Annotated in this window: 1 tRNA gene and 3 rRNA genes; all 4 read left to right on the forward strand. The window is 50.0% G+C overall.

The features are described from left to right. Positions 1 to 46: 46 nt before the first annotated feature. A 16S ribosomal RNA gene (locus NMM19_RS08305) occupies positions 47 to 1594 on the forward strand. Between the two features lie 50 nt (positions 1595 to 1644). Further along, positions 1645 to 1717, forward strand: a tRNA-Ala gene (locus NMM19_RS08310). A 124-nt stretch (positions 1718 to 1841) separates the two neighbouring features. Further along, a 23S ribosomal RNA gene (locus tag NMM19_RS08315) occupies positions 1842 to 4744 on the forward strand. A gap of 77 nt (positions 4745 to 4821) precedes the next feature. Further along, positions 4822 to 4917 (forward strand): 5S ribosomal RNA (gene rrf / locus NMM19_RS08320); the annotation flags it as partial.

A 4917-nucleotide genomic window follows, 5' to 3' on the forward strand; every position in this document is an offset into this window, starting at 1 on the left:
AAAACAATAAATCTGTCAGTGACAGAAATGAGTGAGAACTCAAACTTTTAATGAGAGTTTGATCCTGGCTCAGGACGAACGCTGGCGGCGTGCCTAATACATGCAAGTAGAACGCTGAAGCTTGGTGCTTGCACCGAGCGGATGAGTTGCGAACGGGTGAGTAACGCGTAGGTAACCTGCCTGGTAGCGGGGGATAACTATTGGAAACGATAGCTAATACCGCATAACAGTAGATATCGCATGATATGTGCTTGAAAGGTGCAATTGCATCACTACCAGATGGACCTGCGTTGTATTAGCTAGTTGGTGAGGTAACGGCTCACCAAGGCAACGATACATAGCCGACCTGAGAGGGTGATCGGCCACACTGGGACTGAGACACGGCCCAGACTCCTACGGGAGGCAGCAGTAGGGAATCTTCGGCAATGGACGGAAGTCTGACCGAGCAACGCCGCGTGAGTGAAGAAGGTTTTCGGATCGTAAAGCTCTGTTGTAAGAGAAGAACGAGTGTGAGAGTGGAAAGTTCACACTGTGACGGTATCTTACCAGAAAGGGACGGCTAACTACGTGCCAGCAGCCGCGGTAATACGTAGGTCCCGAGCGTTGTCCGGATTTATTGGGCGTAAAGCGAGCGCAGGCGGTTAGATAAGTCTGAAGTTAAAGGCTGTGGCTTAACCATAGTACGCTTTGGAAACTGTTTAACTTGAGTGCAAGAGGGGAGAGTGGAATTCCATGTGTAGCGGTGAAATGCGTAGATATATGGAGGAACACCGGTGGCGAAAGCGGCTCTCTGGCTTGTAACTGACGCTGAGGCTCGAAAGCGTGGGGAGCAAACAGGATTAGATACCCTGGTAGTCCACGCCGTAAACGATGAGTGCTAGGTGTTAGACCCTTTCCGGGGTTTAGTGCCGTAGCTAACGCATTAAGCACTCCGCCTGGGGAGTACGACCGCAAGGTTGAAACTCAAAGGAATTGACGGGGGCCCGCACAAGCGGTGGAGCATGTGGTTTAATTCGAAGCAACGCGAAGAACCTTACCAGGTCTTGACATCCCTCTGACCACTCTAGAGATAGAGTTTTCCTTCGGGACAGAGGTGACAGGTGGTGCATGGTTGTCGTCAGCTCGTGTCGTGAGATGTTGGGTTAAGTCCCGCAACGAGCGCAACCCCTATTGTTAGTTGCCATCATTCAGTTGGGCACTCTAGCGAGACTGCCGGTAATAAACCGGAGGAAGGTGGGGATGACGTCAAATCATCATGCCCCTTATGACCTGGGCTACACACGTGCTACAATGGCTGGTACAACGAGTCGCAAGTCGGTGACGGCAAGCTAATCTCTTAAAGCCAGTCTCAGTTCGGATTGTAGGCTGCAACTCGCCTACATGAAGTCGGAATCGCTAGTAATCGCGGATCAGCACGCCGCGGTGAATACGTTCCCGGGCCTTGTACACACCGCCCGTCACACCACGAGAGTTTGTAACACCCGAAGTCGGTGAGGTAACCATTAGGAGCCAGCCGCCTAAGGTGGGATAGATGATTGGGGTGAAGTCGTAACAAGGTAGCCGTATCGGAAGGTGCGGCTGGATCACCTCCTTTCTAAGGATAAGGAATGCACATTGGTCTTGTTTAGTCTTGAGAGGTCTTGTGGGGCCTTAGCTCAGCTGGGAGAGCGCCTGCTTTGCACGCAGGAGGTCAGCGGTTCGATCCCGCTAGGCTCCATTGGTGAGAGATCACCAAGTAATGCACATTGAAAATTGAATATCTATATCAAATAGTAACAAGAAAATAAACCGAAAACGCTGTAGTATTAATAAGAGTTTATGACTAAAAGGTCAAAAAATAAGGTTAAGTTAATAAGGGCGCACGGTGGATGCCTTGGCACTAGGAGCCGAAGAAGGACGTGACAAACGACGATATGCCTTGGGTAGCTGTAAGTAAGCGATGATCCAGGGATTTCCGAATGGGGGAACCCAACAGGTACTACCTGTTACCCATATCTGTTAAGGATATGAGGAGGAAGACGCAGTGAACTGAAACATCTAAGTAGCTGCAGGAAGAGAAAGCAAAAGCGATTGCCTTAGTAGCGGCGAGCGAAACGGCAGGAGGGCAAACCGAAGAGTTTACTCTTCGGGGTTGTAGGACTGCAATGTGGACTCAAAGACTATAGAAGAATGATATGGGAAGATCAGCCAAAGAGAGTGAGAGCCTCGTATTTTAAATAGTCTTTGTACCTAGCAGTATCCTGAGTACGGCGGGACACGTGAAATCCCGTCGGAATCTGGGAGGACCATCTCCCAACCCTAAATACTCCCTAGTGACCGATAGTGAACCAGTACCGTGAGGGAAAGGTGAAAAGCACCCCGGGAGGGGAGTGAAATAGAACCTGAAACCGTGTGCCTACAACAAGTTCGAGCCCGTTAATGGGTGAGAGCGTGCCTTTTGTAGAATGAACCGGCGAGTTACGATATGATGCGAGGTTAAGTTGAAGAGACGGAGCCGTAGGGAAACCGAGTCTGAATAGGGCGTCTTAGTATTATGTCGTAGACCCGAAACCATGTGACCTACCCATGAGCAGGTTGAAGGTGCGGTAAGACGCACTGGAGGACCGAACCAGGGCACGTTGAAAAGTGCTTGGATGACTTGTGGGTAGCGGAGAAATTCCAAACGAACTTGGAGATAGCTGGTTCTCTCCGAAATAGCTTTAGGGCTAGCGTCGACATCAAGATTCTTGGAGGTAGAGCACTGTTTGGGTGAGGGGTCCATCCCGGATTACCAATCTCAGATAAACTCCGAATGCCAATGAATTATGGTCGGCAGTCAGACTGCGAGTGCTAAGATCCGTAGTCGAAAGGGAAACAGCCCAGACCACCAGCTAAGGTCCCAAAATAATTGTTAAGTGGAAAAGGATGTGGGGTTGCACAGACAACTAGGATGTTAGCTTAGAAGCAGCTATTCATTCAAAGAGTGCGTAATAGCTCACTAGTCGAGTGACCCTGCGCCGAAAATGTACCGGGGCTAAAACAATTTACCGAAGCTGTGGATACCTTTATAGGTATGGTAGGAGAGCGTTCTATGTGTGGCGAAGGTGTACCGTGAGGAGCGCTGGAACGCATAGAAGTGAGAATGCCGGTATGAGTAGCGAAAGACAGGTGAGAATCCTGTCCACCGTAAGACTAAGGTTTCCAGGGGAAGGCTCGTCCGCCCTGGGTTAGTCGGGACCTAAGGAGAGACCGAAAGGTGTATCCGATGGACAACAGGTTGATATTCCTGTACTAGAGTATGTAGTGATGGAGGGACGCAGTAGGCTAACTAAAGCAGACGATTGGAAGTGTCTGTCTAAGCAGTGAGGTGTGAATTGAGTTAAATGCTTAATTCTATAACATTGAGCTGTGATGGGGAGCGAAGTTTAGTAGCGAAGTTAGTGACGTCACACTGCCAAGAAAAGCTTCTAGCGTTTAAACATACTCTACCCGTACCGCAAACCGACACAGGTAGTCGAGGCGAGTAGCCTCAGGTGAGCGAGAGAACTCTCGTTAAGGAACTCGGCAAAATGACCCCGTAACTTCGGGAGAAGGGGTGCTGACTTTAGGTCAGCCGCAGTGAATAGGCCCAAGCAACTGTTTATCAAAAACACAGCTCTCTGCTAAATCGTAAGATGATGTATAGGGGGTGACGCCTGCCCGGTGCTGGAAGGTTAAGAGGAGTGCTTAGAGGTAACTCGAAGGTATGAATTGAAGCCCCAGTAAACGGCGGCCGTAACTATAACGGTCCTAAGGTAGCGAAATTCCTTGTCGGGTAAGTTCCGACCCGCACGAAAGGCGTAATGATTTGGGCACTGTCTCAACGAGAGACTCGGTGAAATTTTAGTACCTGTGAAGATGCAGGTTACCCGCGACAGGACGGAAAGACCCCATGGAGCTTTACTGCAGTTTGATATTGAGTGTCTGTACCACATGTACAGGATAGGTAGGAGTCTATGAGATCGGGACGCCAGTTTCGAAGGAGACGTTGTTGGGATACTACCCTTGTGTTATGGCCACTCTAACCCGGATAGGTGATCCCTATCGGAGACAGTGTCTGACGGGCAGTTTGACTGGGGCGGTCGCCTCCTAAAAGGTAACGGAGGCGCCCAAAGGTTCCCTCAGAATGGTTGGAAATCATTCGCAGAGTGTAAAGGTATAAGGGAGCTTGACTGCGAGAGCTACAACTCGAGCAGGGACGAAAGTCGGGCTTAGTGATCCGGTGGTTCCGTATGGAAGGGCCATCGCTCAACGGATAAAAGCTACCCTGGGGATAACAGGCTTATCTCCCCCAAGAGTTCACATCGACGGGGAGGTTTGGCACCTCGATGTCGGCTCGTCGCATCCTGGGGCTGTAGTCGGTCCCAAGGGTTGGGCTGTTCGCCCATTAAAGCGGCACGCGAGCTGGGTTCAGAACGTCGTGAGACAGTTCGGTCCCTATCCGTCGCGGGCGTAGGAAATTTGAGAGGATCTGCTCCTAGTACGAGAGGACCAGAGTGGACTTACCGCTGGTGTACCAGTTGTCTTGCCAAAGGCATCGCTGGGTAGCTATGTAGGGAAGGGATAAACGCTGAAAGCATCTAAGTGTGAAACCCACCTCAAGATGAGATTTCCCATGATTTTATATCAGTAAGAGCCCTGAGAGATGATCAGGTAGATAGGTTAGAAGTGGAAGTGTGGCGACACATGTAGCGGACTAATACTAATAGCTCGAGGACTTATCCAAAGTAACTGAGAATATGAAAGCGTAAGTTTTTCTTGGTATTTGATAGATATTCAATTTTGAGTAGGTATTACTCAGAGTTAAGTGACGATAGCCTAGGAGATACACCTGTACCCATGCCGAACACAGAAGTTAAGCCCTAGAACGCCGGAAGTAGTTGGGGGTTGCCCCCTGTG

The organism is Streptococcus sp. CF8_St5-17 (assembly GCF_024295665.1).
Classification (GTDB): domain Bacteria; phylum Bacillota; class Bacilli; order Lactobacillales; family Streptococcaceae; genus Streptococcus.